Genomic DNA, 17,583 nt, shown 5'->3' with positions numbered 1-17,583 from the left:
CCCGGATGGCCCGCTCCACGGCTTCGGCCCCCTCGCTCCGCGACCCGCAGCCCGCCCCGCTCCCCGCCTCCGCCGACATCGTGGTCATCGGCGGCGGGGTGATCGGCGCGAGCATCGCCTTCCACCTGGCCGAGGCGGACGCCGGCCGGGTGCTGCTGCTCGAACGCGACCTGCCCGCCGGCGGCTCCTCCGGCAAACCGCTGGGCGGGGTCCGCGCACAGTTCTCCGACCCGCTCAACATCCGGCTCGGCCTGCGCAGCCTGGACGCCTGGCGGGACTTCGCCCGCCGCCCCGGCGCCGACATCGGCCTGGAGACCGTCGGCTACCTCTTCCTCCTGGGCGACGAGACCGAACGCGACACCTTCGCCGCCGGCGTCGAGCTGCAGAACGCCCACGGCGTGCCCAGCCGGCTGATCACCCCGCGCGCCGCCCGCGACCTGTGCCCCTACCTCGACCCCGGCACCCTCGTCGCCGCCGCCTTCTCGCCCAACGACGGCTACGCCACCCCCAGGGCCGCCGTCACCGGCTACCTCCGTGCGGCCCGCCGGCTCGGCGCCACCGTCCGCACCCGCTGCCCGGTCACCGCCATCGACACCGCCGACGGCCGGCTCCGGGCCGTCCGCACCCCGCACGGCACCGTCCGCACCCGCACCGTGATCTGCTGCGCCGGCGCCTGGTCCGGGCAGGTCGGCGCGCTGGCCGGGGTCGCCCTCCCGGTCACCCCGCTGCGCCGGCAGATCGCCTTCACCGGGCCGCTGCGCCCCCGCCCGCCCCGTATCCCCTTCACCCTCGACTACGCCTCCACCCTCTACTTCCACAACGACGGCGCCGACGGGCTGCTCCTCGGCCTCTCCGACCCCGCCCAACCACCCGGCTACGACCGGGAGTTCAGCCGCGAATGGCTGGTCCCCTTCCGGGCCGCCGCGGCCCGTCGGGCACCGGCGCTGGCCGACCTGCCGGTGACCGGCGGCTGGGCCGGCCTCTATGAGATGACCCCCGACCGCAACGCCCTCATCGGCGAGGCCCCGCACCCCGGCCGCTTCCTCTACGCCACCGGCTTCTCGGGTCACGGTTTCCTCCAGGCCCCCGCCGTCGGCGAGCTGGTCCGCGACCTCTACCTGCGCCGCGAACCCTTCCTCGACATCGGCCCGCTCGCCGCCACCCGCTTCGACGGCCGGCACGCCGCCGCCCGGCCCGAGGCCCACATCATCTGAAACATCCGCCCCGTCCCCGGAGAGGAGCCCCCATGGCAGGCCCCCTGGCCACGATCCCCACCTGGCGGCTGCGCGCCGCGTTCGCCCGCCGGCTCTCCGCCATGTACGGCACCGAAGTCCCCGCCTACACCACCCTCCTGGAGGTCACCGGGCAGATCAACGACGAGGTCGCCGCCCGCGACCCGGACGCCGGCCGGCTCGGCGGCCTGGACCGGGTCACCGCCGAACGCCACGGCGCCATCCGCGTCGGCACCCCCGCCGAACTCCGCCAGGCCGCCCGGATCTTCGCCGCCCTCGGCATGCACCCGGTCGGCTTCTACGACCTCCGGGACGGCGCCGTCGGGGCGGTCCCCGTCGTCTCCACCGCCTTCCGCCCCACCGACCCCGCCGAACTCGACCGCAACCCCTTCCGCGTCTTCACCTCCCTCCTCACCACCGGCGACCGCCGCTTCTTCGACCCGGACCTGGAGGCCCGCCTTACCGCCTTCCTCGCCCGCCGCCGCCTCTTCCCGCCCGAACTCCTCGGCCTGGCCGAGCGCGCCGAACGCGAACAGGGCCTGGACGAACCCGCCGCGGAACGCTTCCTGACCCTCGCCGTCGGCGCGTTCACCCTCTCCACCGAGCCCGTCGACCGCGCCTGGTACGCCGAACTGGAACGGATCTCCGCGGTCGCCGCCGACATCGGCGGGGTCACCACCACCCACGTCAACCACCTCACCCCGCGCGTCCTGGACATCGACGCCCTCTACCGGCGGATGGGGGAGCGCGGCATCGCCATGATCGACCGCATCCAGGGGCCCCCGCGCTGGGCCGGCCCCGACGTCCTGCTGCGCCAGACCTCCTTCCGCGCCCTGGCCGAACCCCGTACCTTCCGCGACCCCGGCGGCCGGCTCACCCGCGGCGCGCTGCGCGTCCGCTTCGGCGAGGTCGAGGCCCGCGGCATCGCACTGACCCGCACCGGCCGGGCCCGCTACGACGCCCTCATGGCCGAGACCGACCGCCGGACCGCCGAGCGCCCCGACGCCGACCGGCGGACGACCGCCCGCGCCGTGTGGGACGACGGCTTCCCCCGCACCGAGGCCGAACTCGCCGCCGAGCGGCTGGCGTTCTTCACCTACCACCCGGTGACCGACCGCCCCCGCGACGGCCGCCGCCCGCCCGCCGGCCTGCCCGCCCTGCTCGCCGAAGGCTGGCTCACCGCCCGCCCCCTGGTCTACGAGGACTTCCTGCCCCGCTCCGCCGCCGGCATCTTCCACTCCAACCTCACCGGCGACGGCACCCGCGACCCGCACCGCGACGGCACCCCCTTCGACGCCGAACGCCTCTCCGCGACCCTGGACCGCCCGGTGCTCGACCCGTTCGCGCTCTACGGCGAACAGCAGGAGCGCTCGCTGCGCCGGGCCCTGGCCGCCCTACAGGCCGACGAGGCCCTGGCCGCCCTGGCCCCACCCGCATCCAACGCCTAGTCACATACCTTGAAACACAAGGGAGTTGTCGATGACCGTCAGCGCACAACCAGCCACCCTCGGCCTTCCGGGCACCGACGCCCTGCGGGCCCGCGCCACCACCGCGCTGCGCCGCTGCGGCGCGGCCGGGCTCGACGTGTACCCGGAGGCCGCCCCCGGGGACACCGCCACGGTCGCCGCCCGGACCCCGCTCACCGGCGCCGTCCTCGCCCACCTGCCCGCCACCACCCCCGAGCAGGCCGAGGCCGCCCTCGCCGACGCCCACCGCACCTTCCTCGCCTGGCGCACCGTCCCGGCCCCGGTCCGCGGCGCCCTGGTCAAACGCCTCGGCGAACTCCTCACCGCCCACCAGGAGGACCTCGCCGACCTCGTCACCCTCGAAGCCGGCAAGATCCGCTCCGAGGCGCTCGGCGAGGTCCGGGAGATGATCGACATCTGCGACTTCGCCGTCGGCCTCTCCCGCCAGCTCTACGGCCGCACCATCGCCGGCGAACGCCCCGGCCACCGGCTCTCCGAGAGCTGGCACCCGCTCGGCGTCGCCGGGGTGATCTCCGCCTTCAACTTCCCCGTCGCCGTGTGGTCCTGGAACACCGCCCTCGCCCTGGTCTGCGGTGACCCGGTGGTCTGGAAGCCCTCCGAACTGACCCCGCTCACCGCCCTCGCCTGCGCCGCCCTGCTCGCCCGCGCCGCCGCCGACACCGGAGCCCCGCCCGGCCTCCACCACCTGCTGCTCGGCGGACCGGAACACGGTGAACTGCTCGCCGACGACCCCCGGGTGGCCCTGGTCAGCGCCACCGGGTCGGTGCGGATGGGACGGCAGGTGGCGCCGCGGGTCGCCGCCCGCTTCGGCCGCTGCCTGCTGGAACTCGGCGGCAACAACGCCGCGGTGGTCGCCCCCTCCGCCGACCTCGACCTCACCGTCCGCGGTGTGGTCTTCGCCGCCGCCGGCACCGCGGGCCAGCGCTGTACCACCCTGCGCCGGCTGATCGTCCACGAGGACCTCGCCGACCGCCTCGTCGAACGCGTCGCCCACGCCTACCAACAGCTCCCGCTCGGCGACCCCTACCGGCCCGGAACCCTCGTCGGACCGCTGATCAGCACCGCCGCGCACACCGCGATGACCGAGGCGCTGGCCGCCGCGCGGCGCGCCGGCGGCACCGTCGTCACCGGCGGCGACCGCCGGTTCGCCGACGAGGCCCCGGACGCCGCCTACGTCCGCCCCGCCCTCGTCCGGATGCCCGCCCAGGCCGACATCGTCCGCACCGAGACCTTCGCGCCGATCCTCTACGTCCTGGCCTACCGCACCCTGGAGGAGGCCATCGCCCTCCAGAACGGCGTGCCGCAGGGCCTGTCCTCCAGCATCTTCACCCGCGACCAGCGGGAGGCCGAGGCATTCCTGGCCGCCGACGGCTCCGACTGCGGCATCGCCAACGTCAACATCGGCACCTCGGGCGCGGAGATCGGCGGCGCGTTCGGCGGCGAGAAGGAGACCGGCGGCGGCCGGGAGTCCGGCTCCGACGCCTGGCGCTCCTATATGCGCCGGGCCACCAACACCGTCAACTACTCCGCCGACCTGCCGCTCGCCCAGGGCGTCGACTTCCTCTGACCGCCCGCCCGCCGGCGTCAGTTCATGGCCCGGCCCAGGTCCGCCACCAGCGTCGGCGACGGCCGGGGGATGGCCCCGAAGTCCTCGTCGTCGCCCTCCACCACCAGCCGGTTGATGACGTTCTCCAGCGCGGCCGGCAGCGTCGGCGCCAGTCCGCTGTGCCACTGGACGAGGAGGTTGTGCCGGGCCTCGTCCGGCAGCAGCTGCCGCTCGTCGAAGGCCGCCACCGCCCGCGGCTCCTCGTCGGGCGCGTGCGCGGCCTGCTCGCGCCAGTAGGCGGCGTCGCGGAACTCGCCGTCCCGGCGGTGCGCCAGATACAGGCAGTACGCGGCGGTCCGGCTGCCCGCGCCGGCGCCGAAGAGCCACCAGAACCGCGCCGCCGCCGACCGCCCGGTGATGTGCAGCAGGCACCCGAAGACCAGGGCCCCCTCCGGGTCGATGTGGTGGTCGTCCACCAGCCGCTCCAGACTCGCCGCGGCCGCCGCCGCGTTGACCACCAGGGCGCACGCCAGTTGCAGCTCGTGGGTGGCCTCGTCGCGGGCGGTGGGATACGCGCTGGGTGCGGCCCGGTCAGGACCGGCCGGCGGCGGCACCACCGCCCGCGGTGACCGCTCCGACCACTCCGTCGCCGGCGTCAGACAGCCCAGCCCGTCCAGCGCCCCCGCCTCGTCCAGTGCGCCGAAATCCGCCAGTCCGCCGATCCCGGACACCGCCGCGGCGGCGCTGAGCAGCGACTCGACGGTCTCCCGCCGCTCGCCGGGACCCCGATACGCCCTCGTCATGTTCCGTTCCCCCATGTTCGACTCTGCCCGGCTCTGTCCGACTACCGCTGATCTCCGGCCGGTCGGGCCGGCTGTCCCTGATCGATGCCGAGCGCGGCGGCCAGCTTCCGCCGGCCCCGGCTCGCGTACGAACGCACGGTGACCTCGTCCACCCCGAGCAGCGCGGCGATCTGCGCGTCGCCGTAGCCGATGACGTGCCGGAGCACGATCACGTCGCACTGCCGCTCCGGCAGCCGGGAGATCGCCGCGTAGAGCCCCAACTGGCTCTCCAGCACGGCGAACTGCTGCTGGCACTCGCGCAGCAGGGCATGGGTGACGACGGCGAAGGCGGCGGTCTCGGTGAGCGCCGTCGACTGCCGGTGGTCGTAGAGCCACTCCATGACCTGCTCCTTGAGCAGCGCCCAGGCGTACGCCTCGACCGACGCCTGCCGCAGCGCGTGCGGCCACACCCGGCCGAGCCGCTCGTACGCCGCCCGGGTCACCGCGCGGGCCGCGTCCTCGCTGCCGGTGTGCAGATAGGCGTAGGCCAGCCACTTGCGGGCGTGGGTCGACAGGAACGCCTCGAAGGCCAGCGACAGCCGACGGCCCGACTCCGGTGGCGGAGCCGGCTCCGTTATGGCGGCACGGCTCGATCCCAGGGCCGGCAGAAGTCGGTTCCGGTGTGTGCTCACGCGCCGTCCTCGTTCCGTTCGCCGTGCACCGCCGCGGCGCCACCGAGGACGGCGGCCGCGCCGGGAGGACGGTTTGCCCTCACCCTCCAATCAACAGCAAACCTCGTGGATTTGTGGCACCCGGCGACAAATAATCCTGCGCTCCGCAGTCACCCGACTACTCGTGATCGAGAACGATCAGAAGCGGACGCCCATGCCCATCGCGCGACCACCGGCACCCCGGCGCACGCCACCAGGCGCCCCGCGTACGACTCCGCCCGGCGCATGAACGCGCACACGCCGGGCAGTGCTCACCACGCGGTCGCCGCTCCCCGGGAGCGCTCTTCCGGCGACCCATCAGGCGGCGGGAGGCAGCACGCGATGAACGACCACGAGCCGGTGGTGGACCTACAACTGGACCGGGCCCACTCGGCCCGGATCTACGACTACATGCTGGGCGGCAAGACCAACTTCCTGGCCGACCGGATGGCCGCCGGCCGGGTCCTGGGCGTCTTCCCCGCCGCGCTGGTGGCCGCCCGCATAAACCGCGAGTTCATGCACCGCGCCACCCGGCACCTCGCCGCCGCGGGCCTGCGGCAGTTCCTGGACATCGGCACCGGCATCCCCACCTCGCCCAACCTCCACGAGATCGCCCAGCGCACCGCCCCCGACGCCCGCGTCGTCTACACCGACAACGACCCCGTCGTGCTCGCGCACGCCGCCGCCCTGCTGCGCGGCACCCCCGAGGGCCGCACCGCGTACGTACCGGCCGACGTCACCGACCCCGCGAGCATCCTGACCGCCCCGCAGCTGCGCGCAACCCTCGACCTGACCCGGCCGGTCGCCCTGAGCCTGAACGCCCTGATGCACTTCGTCACCGACGACGGCCGGGACCGCGCGCACACCGTCGTGGCGGCCCTGAAGTCCGCCCTCCCCAGCGGCAGCACGCTGGCGATGACCCACGCCACCCCCGACTTCAGCCCCGACACCATGCACCGGATCCTCGGGATCTACCGCGAGGCGGGCACCGAGCTGCAGTTCCGCACCCGCGAGGAGTTCCTGCGCTTCTTCGACGGGTGGGAACTCCTCGACCCCGGCGTCACCCTCTCCCACCAGTGGCGCCCCGACCGCCCCGAGGACGCCACCCACGTCACCGACGGCGAGGCCGCCAGCTACGCCGCGGTCGCCCGCAAACCCTGACCCGGCGTCCGCGCGGCGGCCCCCCCGCTCAATGCTTCCGGTAGCCGTACGCCTCCTCGGCCGCCGCCGCCACCGCCGCCAGATCCGCCCCGGCCGACGCGCTGACCACGGCGGCCACCGCCCCCTCGACGAACGGCGCGTCCACCAGCCGGGCGTCCGGCGGGAGTTCGTCGCCCTCGGCGACCATCGCCTTCACCGTCAGCACCGCGCTGCCGAGATCGACCAGCAGCGCCACTCCCGCGCCGCGGTCCACCTCCCGGGCCGCGGACGCGATCAGCTCGGCGCTCGTCCCCAGCCCGCCGTCCGGGGTCCCGCCCGCCGCGGCCACCGGGGCCGTGGCACCGTCCCCGGTCAGTCCGGCGGCCAGCTCCGCGACCGCCTCCGCGACCGCCTTGCTGTGCGAGACCAGCACGATGCCCACCACCGGCCGCGCGTCGCTCATCGCGCCACCTCCGCCAGTGCCGCGAACAGCAGCGCGGTGGACGTCGCCCCGGGGTCCTGATGCCCGATGCTCCGCTCCCCGAGATAGCTGGCCCGGCCCTTGCGCGCGAGCATCGGCACCGTCGCCCGGGCCCCCTCGTCGGCCGCCGCGGCGGCCGCGTCGAGCGAGTCCCCCAGCGCCTCCACGGCCGGCACGAGGGCGTCCACCATGGTCTTGTCGCCGGGTGCGGCACCCCCCAGCTCCCGCACCGAGTCCAGCCCGGCCCGCAGTCCCGCCTGCAACTCCGCCGCCGTCACCTGCGGTGCCTCGCCCAGCCGCTTCCCGGCCCGCCGCAGCAGCGTCCCGTACAGCGGCCCGGCCGCGCCGCCCACCGTCGAGATCAGCTGCCGCCCCGCGGTCATCAGCACCGCGCCCGGCGCGGCGGGCGGCTCGGACTCCAGCGCCTTCACCACGGCGGCGAAGCCCCGCTGCATGTTGGTCCCGTGATCGGCGTCGCCGATGGCCGAGTCCAGCTCCGTGAGCCGCCCGGCCTCCCGCTCGACCAGACCGGCCGCCGCGGCCATCCACCGTACGAAGAACGCACCGTCAAGCGTCACGTCCACCACACCATCACCCCTCTGCACAACCGACAGCCAACAACGTCTGCGACAGTCAACACCGTGCACGTCACGACGGCACCCGGTGGCCGGCCGCTACCGCCCCCACCGCAGGCCGGCCGTCGCCACCGGCGCGTCCCACAACCGCAGCAGTTCCTCGTCGACCTGACACAACGTCACCGAGCAGCCGGCCATGTCCAGCGACGTGACGTAGTTCCCCACCAACGTACGGGCCGCCGCCACCTGACGCTCGTCGAGCACCCGGTGCACCTCCGCGGCGAAGCCGTACAGCTCCAGCAGCGGCGTCGCCCCCATGCCGTTCACCAGCACCAGCACCGGCAGCCGGGGCCGGAGGTCCGCCAGCACCGCGTCCACCGCGGCGTCCGCGATCTCGTGCGCGGTCATCATGGCCCGCCGCTCCCGCCCCGGCTCGCCGTGGATGCCCACCCCCAACTCCAGCTCGCCTTCAGGGAGTTCGAAGGTAGGGCCGCCCTTGGCCGGTGTCGAGCAGGCGCTCAGCGCCACGCCGAAGCTCCGGGACGACGCCACGACCTGCCGGGCCAGCGCCTCGACCCGCTCCAGCGGCATCCCCTCCTCGGCCGCCGCGCCCGCGATCTTCTCCACGAACAGCGTGGCCCCCGTCCCGCGCCGCCCGGCCGTGAACGTCGAGTCGCGCACCGCCACGTCGTCGTCCACCAGCACCGAGGCGACCTGCACCCCCTCGTCCTCCGCCAGCTCCGCCGCCATCCGGAAGTTGAGCACGTCGCCGGTGTAGTTCTTCACCACGAACAGCACGCCGTGCCCGCTGTCCACCGCCGCCGCGGCCCGCACCATCTGGTCCGGCACCGGCGAGGTGAACACCTCTCCCGGGCAGGCCGCGTCCAGCATCCCCGGCCCCACGAACCCCCCGTGCAACGGCTCGTGCCCGCTTCCGCCCCCGGAGACCAGCGCCACCTTCCCGGCCACCGGTGCGTCCCGCCGCACGATCACCCGGTTCGCCACGTCCACCACCAGCTCCGGATGCGCCGCGGCGAACCCTCGCAGGGCGTCCGCCACCACGGTCTCGGGGACGTTGATCAGCATCCTCACGGGTACCTCCCAGGGAGCTCAGCAAGCATGGCCATGATCCGAGTCTTCCCGGGCACGCCTCGGCGGATCAAGTATCGGGCTCCGAGGAGTTCGACGCACCGCCGTCCACGAGGTTTCTCCGCCGCGCCGGGCTCCCTGGGCCGCCGCCCGCCCCGCGCACGCGGCGCGAGCCCCCGTCCCGTCCACTCGAACGGGGCAGCCGGCGGCCGGGGGACATCCGGCCGTCGCGCCCGGTGGCGGCCGCCCGTCACCGGTCCCGGGCGGGAGTCGCCCGCCGGTCGTCCGGGGCCGCGACGGGCCCGGCTTCGGCGTCGACGAGGCCGGCGACCCGGCGGGTGGTGCGCAGCGCCCTCCTCGTCGTGGTCGCGGCGGCGACGACCGTCACGACCAGGCCGCCGGCGGCGATCGTCCACCAGCCCGCGTGACTGGCGGCCGGCAGCGATCCGGCGACGTCGCCCGGGGCGAGGCGGGGGACGATGAGCGCGCCGGTCACCGCCACGCCGAGGGCCTGGCCGGTCTGGCGGCCGGTGGAGGCGACCGCCGAGGCCACCCCGGACCGGGCCGGCGGCATGCCCTCGACCGAGATCGCGGTGATGGGCGCGTTGAGCATCCCGAACCCCAGGCCCAGCAGCACAAGAGAGGTGGTCAGCAGCCAGCCCGGGGTGTCCGGCCGCAACCGGGTGAGCGTGAGCGCCCCGAGCGCGATCCCGGCCCCGCTGAGCACCAGCGGGATCCGCGGCCCCCGGCGCGCGGCCAGCCGTCCCGAGAGCGGTGCGACGACCAGCACCGTGAGCGCCAGCGGCAGCAGGAAGGTGCCGGCGGCCGAGGGCGTCATCCCCCGGGCGTCCTGTAGGTAGAACGTCATCACCCACAGATAGCCACCCGCGGCGGCCATGCCGACCAGGGCCATGACGACGCCGCCGCTGAACGGTGCACTGGCGAAGAAGCGCGGGTCGATCAGCGGCTCGTCCCGGCGCCGTTCCCACCGCACCAGCACCGCGGCGGTGCCGGCGGCAACGGCCAGCAGGCCGACGACGGCCGCCGAGCCCCAGCCCAGCGCGGGGCCCTCGATGATCGCGTAGGCGAGCGCCAGCAGCAGCACCACCACCATGGCCTGCCCGGCCGGGTCCGCGGCGCGCGGCCGCGGGGCCCTGGACTCCGGAACGAACCGCGCGCACAGCGCGATCGCGGCGATCCCGACCGGCACGTCGACCCAGAAGACCGACCGCCACCCCGCGCCGTCGACGAGGTACCCGCCCAGGACCGGGCCGATCGCCATGCTCAGCCCGTACACCCCGCTCCAGACGCCGAACGCCTTCGCGCGCTTCCCCGGATCCGGGTGGACCTGCGCCACGATCGCCATCGCCACCGGGTTCATCATCGAGGCGCCGACCGCCTGCGCCACCCGGAACGCGATGAGCCAGCCGGCCGTCGGCGCCACGCCGCACAGCAGGGACGTCACCGTGAACACCGCGAGACCGGCCTGCAGGGTGCGGCGCCGGCCCCACCGGTCCGCCGTCGCCCCGGCCGTCAACAGCAGGGCGCCCAGTACGAGTTGATAGGCGTCGACGGTCCACTGGGCCGCGGCGAACGAGGTGTGCAGATCGGCGCGTATCGAGGGCAGGGCGATCGTGACGATCGTGTTGTCGACGCCCACGATGAGCAGGCTCAGGCAGCACACGGCCAACACCAGGCCGGGGCGGGTGGCGGATTCACGTGACATGCCCCCACCCTCGGAGGCCGGCCCCCGCCGCGTCCAACAATGATTCCGTTTCATCATCGATGACGGATCGGTATCGATGAGGGGTCGGGATCGATAGCGGACCCGTATCGGTTGTCGCGTGGTCTCGCTAGGGTCGACGCATGCCGGTCACCCTCGACATCGCCCCGCTGCGCAGCCTCGTCGCCGTCGCGGCCTGCGGCGGCTTCCACAAGGCCGCCGGCGCCCTGCACCTGACCCAGGCCGCCGTCAGCCGGCATGTCCAGCGCCTGGAGGACGGCCTCGGCGCCGAACTCGTCGTCCGCGAGGGGCGGTCGATCCGGTTCACGCCCGCCGGGGAGCGGATGCTGGCGCATGCGCACACCATCCTGGAGGCCCACGACGCGGCCGTCGACGAGTTCCGCACCCGCACCGGCACGTTCACCATCGGCGCCATGGACCACGCCGCGGACCTGCTGCTCCCGGGGCTGGTGGACGAGGTGCGCGCGGCGCTTCCGCACCGGACGGTCCAGGTCAGGCTCGGCCGCAGCGCCCGTCTGCGCGACGCGATGGCGAACCACCAGCTCGACGCGGCGCTCGTCCTGGAGCGACTCGCCGACGAGCCGGCCGGGCGCGGCATCCTGCCCACGCACTGGGTCGGCGGGGCCCGACCGGCCGACGCCGAACCCCTCGCGGCCCCTCTGCCGTTGGTGCTCTTCGACGACCATTGCGGGCTGCGCACGGGTGCCCTCAGGACGCTGAACGCGGCCCGCATCCGCTACCGCATCGTCGCCGAGGCCCCGGACCTGGCCGGAATCCAGTCGGCCGTCCGGGCCGGGCTCGGCTACACCCTCCTGCCCCGTCTGGGGCGCCTGCCCGACCGGCTGCACCCCGCGCACGGCCTGCCGGTACCGCCGGGCGTCGTCGTCGGCGTCCGGATCGCGGACCACGTCGGTGCCCGTGACGCCCGCACCGTGCGCCGGCTGATCCGGGCCGGGCTCCAGGACCGGAACTCGTCCGGGACGACCGGTACGCGGGACCGCTGAGCTGCGTCGAACGGCCGGTCGGTCAGTTTGACTTCTCCGTAAAACATGGTGAGTTCCGGGCTGTCCTGGGATCTGGTGACCGCTGTGGTGACAGTTGCTGACCCCTCAGGAGGAGCCATGGCTTCCGCGCCGGCCGTGTCGCTGATCGTTCCGACGTTCAACGAGGCAGGGAACATCGATGAGTTGCTGGACGTGGTGAGCGCGGCGGTTCCGACCGGGTGGGACGTCGACGTGCTGTTCGTCGACGACTCGACGGACAACACGCCGGAGGTCATCGAGAAGGCGGCCGGCCGGGTGCCGATCCCGGTCGCGGTGCTGCACCGGGAGGTGCCCGAGGGCGGGCTCGGCGGGGCGGTGGTGGCCGGGATCGCGCGCACCAGCAAGCCGTGGATCGTGGTGATGGACGCCGATCTGCAGCATCCGCCGCACCTGATGCCGGAGTTGGTGCGGGCCGGCGAGCGGGCCGGGGCGGAACTGGTGGTCGCCAGCAGGTACGCGGACGGCGGCAGCCGCAGCGGGCTGGCCGGCGGGTACCGGATGGCGGTGTCCGGGGTGTCGACGAAGCTGACCAAGGCGCTGTTCCCGCGGCTGCTGCGCGGGGTCTCCGACCCGATGAGCGGGTTCTTCGCCATCCGCCGGGAGGCGGTCGAGCGGGCCGCGCGGGAGGGCGAGGCGCGGCAGGAGGGCGGGCTGCGGCCGCTGGGGTACAAGATCCTGCTGGAGCTCGCGGTGCGCTGCCGGCCGCGCGGGGTGGCCGAGGTGCCGTACGAGTTCGGGGAGCGGTTCGCGGGGGAGTCCAAGTCGACGGTGCGGGAGGGGTTGCGGTTCCTGCGGCACCTCGCGGAGCTGCGGAGCAGCGACAAGCGGGCGCGGATGGTGGCGTTCGGGCTGATCGGGGTCTCCGGGTTCGTCCCGAACCTGCTGGCGCTGAGCGCGCTGACCGGCCTCACCTCGCTGAACTACGCGGTGGCCGAGGTGCTCGCCAACCAGCTCGGGGTGGTCTGGAACTTCGCCCTGTTGGACTTCCTGGTCTACCGCAGCGTGAAGCAGGGGCACTGGGCCGGCCGGCTGGTGGGGTTCGCGGCGCTCAGCAACCTCGATCTGCTGGCCCGGATCCCGTTGATGGTGCTGTTCGTGGAGCGGGCCGGGATGGGGCCGGTGCCGGCGACCGTGCTGAGCCTGGTGGTGGTGTTCGTGCTGCGGTTCCTGCTCGTGGACACGTTGGTCTACCGGCGCAGGCAGCGTCGGCGGGCCGCGGCGGTGCACGGTGCGGGGGAGGAGCGCACCGCCTGAAGGGGCGCCGGTGCCCCGTATGGGCGCGCTGCTTAGCTGACAACGCAAACTCGTGGCGGTCCGCCCCGGCCCGACAGGAGACTCCAGTCGATGATCGCGCCGTCCGGACCGGACGGCGCCGTGACCGACGTCGTGCCTCATGAAGTGCCTCATGAAGTGCCTCACGACGCGGCTTACGACTGGCTTTCGACGGCGGATGGGGCGGTGGACGTGGCGGCGGTCGCTGTTGAGGTGCGGGATGTGCCGGTTGCCGGACCGCGGGTGCGGCCGGCCTGGCGGACGGCCGCCGCGGTGGCCTGCGCCGTCGTCGTACTGCTGCTCGCGCTGGCCGGCCGGTACGGCTACAACGTCGACGAGCTGTACTTCCGGCTGCTGGGCGAGCGCGGCTGGGCGTGGGGGTACACCGACCAGCCGCCGCTGGTGCCGGCACTGGTGCACGCCACGACCCAGGTCCTCGGCGACTCGGTCTGGGCGATCCGGGTGCCGGCCGCGCTGTGCGCCGGCGCCGTGGTGCTGCTCGGCACGCTGATCGCCGCCGAACTCGGCGGCTCCCGGCGGGCGCAGACCCTGGCCGCGCTGGGCCTGGGCAGCTCGTTCCTGGTGCTCAGCGTGGGCCACATCATGGTGACCACCACCCTGGACCTGCTCGCCTGGTCCGCGTTGCTGCTGTGCGTCGTACGGGCGCTGCTGCGTGGCCAGGGCCGATGGTGGGTGTGGGCGGGGATCGTGCTCGGCCTGGCGCTGTACGCCAAGTACATCGTGGCGCTGCTGCCGGTGGGACTGCTGGTGGGGCTGGCGCTGGTGGGGCCGCGGAAGGTGTTCCGGGACCGGTGGCTGTACGCGGGCATCGCGCTGGCGCTGGTCATCGGGGCACCGAACCTGATCTATCAAGCCACCCACGACTTCCCGCAGTTGCAGATGGCCGACGCGCTGGGCGCCACCGACGGACCGATGAACCGCGTCATCTTCGTGCCGAGCCTGGTGATCCTGTTCGGGCCGGTGCCGACCGTGGTGTGGGCGGCCGGGCTGGTGCGGCTGCTGCGCGACCCGGCCTGGCGCCCGGTGCGGGCGCTGGCACCGGCGTTCGGCGTGGCGGTGGCGCTGACGATCTACGGCGGGGGGCGGCCCGACTACGTCGGCGGGTTCCTGATCGCGCTGTTCGCGGCGGGGGCGGTGGCCGTCGACCGGTGGCTGGGGCAACGGCGCTTCCGGCAGGTGCTGTTGGGCGGCGGGCTGGCGGCCAGTGCGGTGCTGCAGCTGCTGATGGCGCTGCCGGTGCTGCCGCAGAACTCCCCTTTCACTCCGCTGAACAACATCTCCCTGGAGAGCGTGGGCTGGCCCCGGCTGGCCGACCAGGTGCGCACCGCCTACCTGGCGCTGCCGCCCGAGCAGCGCGAACGCGCCGTGGTGCTGGCCGACAACCTCGGGGAGAGCGGGGCCCTGGACCGGTACGGGCACGGACTGCCGCCCGTCTACAGCGGTCACAACGAACTGCACAAGTGGGGTCCGCCGCCGGAGTGGGCCGATGTCGTGGTCGCGGTGGGTGTCGAACGGCCCCGGCTGGCCGCCGACTTCCGCAGCTGCACCGTCGTCGGCCACCTGGACAACGGCGTCGGCGTGGAGAACGCCGAACAGGGCAAACCGGTGACGGTCTGCCACGGCCGCAGGGCCCCGTGGGCCCGGCTGTGGCCCGCCTACCACTACTTGAGCGGCTGAGCTGCCCGGCCGGACCGGGGGAGAAGCGAAGACTCGGCGGGAGATGAGGCGTGATGACGACGACGTCCCTGGACAGGGAGAGCAAGGCGAAGGCGGGCGGCGCACCGCCGCTGCGGGCGGCGCCCGTGGCGTGGCGGCCGATCGCGGTGGTGGCGGCCGCACTGGCCGTGCTGCTGTTCGCGTTCGCGAGTGAATACGGCTACCACGCCGACGAGTTGTACTTCCGGCTGCTGGGGAAGCACGGCTTCGCCTGGGGCTATGTGGACCAGCCGCCGCTGCTGCCGATGGCGGTACGCGCGGCGATGGCGGTCTTCGGCGACAGCATGTGGGCGATCCGGGTGCCCGCGGTGCTGTGCGCCGTGGTCGTCACCCTGCTCGGCGCGCTGATCGCCGCCGAACTGGGCGGCACCCGGCGGGCGCAGACGCTGACCGCGTTCGGGGTGGCCACCTCGACCATGGTGCTGAGCTTCGGCCACTGGATCCTCACCACCAGCTTCGACACCGTCGCCTGGGCCGCGGTGCTGCTCTTCGCGGTGCGGGCGCTGCTGCGCGGCGAGGGGAAGTGGTGGCTGTGGGCCGGTGTGGTGGTCGGCGTGGGGCTCTACGCCAAGTACATCGTGCTGCTGCTGGCGGTGGCCCTGTTGGTGGGGCTGGCGCTGGTGGGGCCGCGGAAGGTGTTCCGGGAGCGGCGGCTGTACGCGGGCATCGCGCTGGCGCTGGTCATCGGGGCGCCGAACCTGATCTACCAGGCCACCCATGACTTCCCGCAGTTGCAGATGGCGGAGGGGCTGGCGGGCACCGACGGCGAGGCCAACCGCGCCATGTTCGCCACCAACCTCGTGCTGCTCTTCGGGCCGGCGCTGTTCGTGCTCTGCCTGATCGGGCTGTGGAAGCTGTTCCGGGTTCCGCAGTGGAAGCCCGTACGGGCCCTGGGCGTCGGCTACTTGGCCGCCACCGCGGCGTCGTACCTGATCGAGGGCGGCCGGCCGGACTACACCGGCGGACTGCTCATCGCGCTGCTGGCCGCCGGGTGTGTGGCCGCCGACCGGTGGGCCGGCCGGCGCAGGCTGCGGCTCTCGGTGCTCGCGTTCTGCATGGCGCTCAGTGCCGCGGCGCAGATGCTGCTGTCGCTGCCGGTGATCCCCAAGAGCGCACTGCGCGACTTCCAGATCGCCAGCATGCCGTTGGAGACCGTGGGTTGGCCCCGTATGGTCCAGCAGACCGAGGCGGCCTACCGGGCGCTGCCGGCCGCCGAGCGCGACCGGGCGGTGCTGCTGGTCGACAACTTCGGTGAGGCGGGGGCCCTGGACGTGTACGGGCACGGGCTGCCGACCGTCTACAGCGGCCACAACGAGCTGCACAAGTGGGGTCCGCCGCCGGCGCGCGCCGATGTCGTGATCGCGGTCGGCATCGACCGGGCCCGGCTCGCCGCGGGCTTCCGCTCGTGCACCGTCGTCGGCCACATCGACAACGGGCTGGGCATCGACAACCCCGAGCAGGGCGTGCCGATCACCGTCTGCCGTGGACTGAAGCAGCCCTGGTCCGCGCAGTGGCCCGAGTACCGCCACTACAACGCGTATCTGTGACGGGTCCCGGCCCGCGGCCCGGTGCGGGGACCTCCCCCGGACCGGGCCGCGGGGCGACCTGCTTCGCTGCACGGTAAAAGTCGTGGATCGGCCGGGAAGTTCCCCCGAGACTGGAAATAGCTGGAATGCGTACGCCCAATCGAATTGCGGACGGACCCCGTTGGGGTGGAGGCGGGATATGAGTACCGAGGTTTCCGAGGCGCAGGCGCGACGCGCCGTCGCAGACATCTTCAACTCGACGTTGGCCTCGTCGGCCATAGGCGCCGCGTGGGAGCTCGGAGCTCTTGACGAGCTGCGGGAGAGCGGCAAGCTGGACGTTTCCGATTTCGCCGTGCGGCACGATCTGCACCGGCCGGCGGTGGTCGGTATGTTCACCGCCCTGGCGAGCGTGGGAATCGTGCGGCGGGACGACGAGACGGTTCTTCCCGGGCCGTACTTCGCCGAGGCCGACCATCACCGTTCACTGTTCCACTGGCTCAACCAGGGCAGCGGCGAACTCTTCCGCCGCATGCCGCAGGTGCTGCCGAACGCCAACCGCGTCGGCGACTTCTACCAGCGCGACGCGGCGGCGATCAGCTACGCCTGCCGGGAGATCAGCGAGCGCTACTTCGACCCGGCGTTCTGGTCCGCCGTCGACGGCCTGGGCTACGAGCCCACCACCGTCGCCGACCTGGGCTCCGGCAGCGGCGAGCGGCTCATCCAGCTCGCCCGGCGGTTCCCCGGCGCGCGCGGACTGGGCATCGACATCGCCGACGGCGCGATCGAGATGGCCAAGCAGGAGGTGGCCGCCAAGGGATTCGGCGACCGGATCTCCTTCGTGCGCGGCGACGCCCGCACCATCGACCAGGTCGAGGCGCCCGAGGAATTCGCCGAGGTCGATCTGCTCACCTGCTTCATGATGGGGCACGACTTCTGGCCCCGCGAGAACTGCGTGCGGATCCTGCGGAATCTGCGGGAGTCCTTCCCGAACGTCCGCCGGTTCCTGCTCGGCGACGCCACCCGCACCGTCGGCATTCCGGACACCGAACTCCCCGTATTCACCCTGGGATTCGAGTTCGGACACGACATGATGGGCGTCTATCTGCCGACCCTCGACGAATGGGACGGGGTATTCGAAGAGGGCGGCTGGCGGTGCGTGAAGAAGCACGCCATCGATTCGCTGTCGGTCTCCGTGGTCTTCGAACTCGAATAACCGCGC

General features: G+C 73.7%; 15 protein-coding genes. 9 read left to right on the top strand and 6 right to left on the bottom strand.

Annotated features, from left to right (window positions below):
- Positions 1-5: 5 nt before the first annotated feature.
- From K2224_RS22565 to K2224_RS22555, 3 genes are read left to right on the top strand one after another with little or no spacing between them, the layout of a single operon-like run.
- A complete protein-coding gene (locus tag K2224_RS22565; protein WP_221908335.1) occupies positions 6-1,214 on the top strand; it encodes an FAD-binding oxidoreductase in 1,209 nt (402 codons plus the stop codon).
- A 32-nt stretch (positions 1,215-1,246) separates the two neighbouring features.
- Positions 1,247-2,680, top strand: coding sequence for a VOC family protein (locus K2224_RS22560; RefSeq protein ID WP_221908334.1), 1,434 nt, complete (start codon positions 1,247-1,249; stop codon positions 2,678-2,680).
- Positions 2,681-2,711: 31 nt separating this feature from the next.
- Positions 2,712-4,286, top strand: a complete 1,575-nt coding sequence (locus tag K2224_RS22555) for an aldehyde dehydrogenase family protein (RefSeq protein ID WP_221908333.1) — start codon at positions 2,712-2,714, stop codon at positions 4,284-4,286.
- Positions 4,287-4,303: 17 nt separating this feature from the next.
- Here the strand turns inward: K2224_RS22555 and K2224_RS22550 are convergent, their stop codons facing one another.
- Together K2224_RS22550 and K2224_RS22545 are read right to left on the bottom strand one after the other, a co-directional pair.
- On the bottom strand, positions 4,304-5,068 hold the full coding sequence (locus K2224_RS22550; RefSeq protein WP_260692895.1) for a hypothetical protein: 765 nt from the start codon (positions 5,066-5,068) through the stop codon (positions 4,304-4,306).
- A gap of 41 nt (positions 5,069-5,109) precedes the next feature.
- Entirely contained in the window at positions 5,110-5,739 is a 630-nt protein-coding gene (locus K2224_RS22545) for an RNA polymerase sigma factor (protein WP_260692894.1), read from the bottom strand.
- Between the two features lie 360 nt (positions 5,740-6,099).
- Between K2224_RS22545 and K2224_RS22540 the strand changes: the two genes are divergently transcribed.
- Positions 6,100-6,918 (top strand): SAM-dependent methyltransferase, encoded by an 819-nt coding sequence (locus K2224_RS22540; protein ID WP_221908331.1) that lies wholly within the window; start codon positions 6,100-6,102, stop codon positions 6,916-6,918.
- A gap of 28 nt (positions 6,919-6,946) precedes the next feature.
- Here the strand turns inward: K2224_RS22540 and dhaM are convergent, their stop codons facing one another.
- From dhaM to K2224_RS22520, 4 genes are all read right to left on the bottom strand, one after another.
- On the bottom strand, positions 6,947-7,360 hold the full coding sequence (gene dhaM, locus K2224_RS22535; RefSeq protein WP_221908330.1) for a dihydroxyacetone kinase phosphoryl donor subunit DhaM: 414 nt from the start codon (positions 7,358-7,360) through the stop codon (positions 6,947-6,949).
- Positions 7,357-7,923, bottom strand: a complete 567-nt coding sequence (gene dhaL, locus K2224_RS22530; RefSeq protein WP_221909875.1) for a dihydroxyacetone kinase subunit DhaL — start codon at positions 7,921-7,923, stop codon at positions 7,357-7,359. The genes dhaM and dhaL overlap by 4 nt, the downstream gene beginning before the upstream one ends.
- A 129-nt stretch (positions 7,924-8,052) precedes the next feature.
- Positions 8,053-9,045, bottom strand: a complete 993-nt coding sequence (dhaK, locus tag K2224_RS22525; RefSeq protein WP_221908329.1) for a dihydroxyacetone kinase subunit DhaK — start codon at positions 9,043-9,045, stop codon at positions 8,053-8,055.
- 247 nt (positions 9,046-9,292) lie between these two features.
- The gene (locus K2224_RS22520) at positions 9,293-10,768 is read right to left on the bottom strand and encodes an MFS transporter (RefSeq protein WP_221908328.1); all 1,476 of its coding nucleotides are present in this window, start codon (positions 10,766-10,768) and stop codon (positions 9,293-9,295) included.
- A 140-nt stretch (positions 10,769-10,908) separates the two neighbouring features.
- Here K2224_RS22520 and K2224_RS22515 point away from each other — a divergent pair, with 140 nt between their 5' ends.
- The 5 genes from K2224_RS22515 to mppJ all read left to right on the top strand — a co-directional run bounded on the left by K2224_RS22515 (position 10,909) and on the right by mppJ (position 17,577).
- A complete protein-coding gene (locus K2224_RS22515; RefSeq protein WP_221908327.1) occupies positions 10,909-11,790 on the top strand; it encodes a LysR substrate-binding domain-containing protein in 882 nt (293 codons plus the stop codon).
- 117 nt (positions 11,791-11,907) lie between these two features.
- Positions 11,908-13,083, top strand: coding sequence for a glycosyltransferase family 2 protein (locus K2224_RS22510; protein ID WP_221908326.1), 1,176 nt, complete (start codon positions 11,908-11,910; stop codon positions 13,081-13,083).
- A gap of 90 nt (positions 13,084-13,173) precedes the next feature.
- Positions 13,174-14,799 (top strand): glycosyltransferase family 39 protein, encoded by a 1,626-nt coding sequence (locus tag K2224_RS22505; protein ID WP_260692893.1) that lies wholly within the window; start codon positions 13,174-13,176, stop codon positions 14,797-14,799.
- Between the two features lie 53 nt (positions 14,800-14,852).
- Positions 14,853-16,385, top strand: a complete 1,533-nt coding sequence (locus tag K2224_RS22500) for a glycosyltransferase family 39 protein (protein WP_221908325.1) — start codon at positions 14,853-14,855, stop codon at positions 16,383-16,385.
- A 178-nt stretch (positions 16,386-16,563) separates the two neighbouring features.
- Positions 16,564-17,577 carry a phenylpyruvate C(3)-methyltransferase gene (gene mppJ, locus K2224_RS22495; RefSeq protein WP_221908324.1) on the top strand — a complete coding sequence of 338 codons (1,014 nt, stop codon included), beginning with the start codon at positions 16,564-16,566 and terminating at the stop codon, positions 17,575-17,577.
- Positions 17,578-17,583 lie beyond the last annotated feature (6 nt).

It is taken from the genome of Streptomyces sp. BHT-5-2 (assembly GCF_019774615.1).
GTDB lineage: Bacteria > Actinomycetota > Actinomycetes > Streptomycetales > Streptomycetaceae > Streptomyces.
Note: the sequence above shows the minus strand (reverse complement) of the source record. Positions and strands in the feature narration are given on the sequence as shown.